Raw genomic sequence first — 1,747 nt, 5'->3', positions numbered from 1 at the left:
TGGAAGTTGGCCAGCAGCAGGGCGGCTGCCACGCAGCCCAAGAACAGGGAAGAATACACTTCCTTGCTGATGAGGGCCAGTGCGATTGCGACAACAGGGGGGAACAGGGCCCAGCCGGTAGCTACAAAGCCAGAGCCATCATTGGTGACCTTGGCAATGACCAGAGCGACTACGACCACCGCCAGCGCAACAAAATACGCTATCTTGGTGCCTTTCTTTTCCATTAGGTGATTTACCTCCTCAAATTTGGTATCCCTATCTTACTCGTCCTAACGGACTATTGTCAAGTTCTTAGCGTGCTTTTCCCTCTTTTTAACAAATTGTGAACTGGCCTTTTGGATTTTTTCACAAGAATTATTCACGATATGGTGGATATTTTACACGCCGACTGGTAAAAAATACAAGGATTGTATACAATGGAAAGAAAATTGAGGCCCTTAACCGGCAAAATGTTGAAATACCACACGTAGTTCTATAATGCAGAATAAACGAAACGACGATAACAGCATGGGAGAAGAACTGTCCCAAGCCCGGCGGAACAGCCATGATCCCCCGCAGGAACAGGGATCTGCCGTTTGGTCGAAACAGCTTTTTGTTCCCCCATAAAAGACGATATAATGGAAATCTGTGCGCCCACAGCGTGCAACAGGCAAAGGCCGCAGCTTCCATGATGCCCTGCACGCTTTCCGCTCCGGCGGCATACTTTTTGTCAACAACGGTGCTTTACGCAAGGAACGTGTCTCCGACGGCCCACTTTTTGCCAACAGCAGCAAAAAGTATGAAAAAATGCCGCCAGAAACCGATGGTTTCTGGACTTCCTTTACCTTCAAGAGGCTTGCTTGTTATGGGACCGTCAAGGGAATTGACTCAGCAACAGACCCGCTCCCGCTCAGGTGAAGAAAATATTTCATTTACTGCTGGGAGTACGGACTCCCCCGGTAGAACAGTAAGCTTCTTCAACTGACCGGGTAGCGGCAGCGTGAGTAGAAGCAGATCAATTCCCTTTTTCGACGGGACTTAGACCACAGCTCTTGCAAACGAGAAGGAAGTGCAGAAACCATCGGTTTCTGCTGGCGTTCTTTGGTGACTTTCTTTCGCTATTGAAAGAAAGTTACCCGTCGGAGACAAAATAAGATTACTTCCCCAAAGGTATGCCGCCGGAGGCAATAAAATAAGCAACTGCAAAAACATCCCCCGCCGCAGGCCAAAGCAGCACAAAAACACACCGCCCCGGCGCATGACGCAGCCGGGGCGGCAAAGAGAGGGAAAGCGAGCATTTTTCAAGCGGTGCCGGGCACTCAGTCGCCCTCACGCATCCGGTAGCCCACGCCCACCTCCGTGAAGATGTACTTGGGCTGGCCGGGATTTTCCTCGATCTTGCGGCGGATGTTGGCCATATTCACCCGCAGGATCTGGTTGTCGTTTTTGGCCTTGGGGCCCCACAGCTCCTTGATGATGAAGTCGTAGGTCAGCACCTTGCCGGCGTATTTGCCCAGCAGGGACACGATCCGATACTCGTTGGCGGTGAGCCGGGCGTTTTCCCCGTGGATCAGCACCTGATGCTTGTCGTAGTCGATGACCAGATCGCCGGTGGTGAAGCGCCCGGACTGGGCGATTTCCGGGTTAGAGAGGGAGGTGCGGGTGTGGCGGATGGCGGTGCGGATGCGGGCCAGCAGCTCGGAGGTGCCGAAGGGCTTGACCAGATAGTCGTCGGCGCCGTAGTCCAGCGCCTCCACCTTGTCTCGCT

General features: G+C 52.9%; 1 protein-coding gene and 1 pseudogene. Both read right to left on the bottom strand.

Annotated features, from left to right (window positions below; translation table 11 throughout):
* Positions 1–224: pseudogene (locus ACMLHZ_RS06125) on the bottom strand (Na+/H+ antiporter NhaC family protein); the annotation flags it as partial.
* Positions 225–1,298: 1,074 nt separating this feature from the next.
* The coding region (locus ACMLHZ_RS06120; protein ID WP_418666888.1) for a winged helix-turn-helix domain-containing protein at positions 1,299–1,747 on the bottom strand (449 nt) is incomplete at its 5' end.

Source organism: Allofournierella sp., from assembly GCF_048388525.1.
GTDB lineage: Bacteria > Bacillota > Clostridia > Oscillospirales > Ruminococcaceae > BQOK01.
Note: the sequence above shows the minus strand (reverse complement) of the source record. Positions and strands in the feature narration are given on the sequence as shown.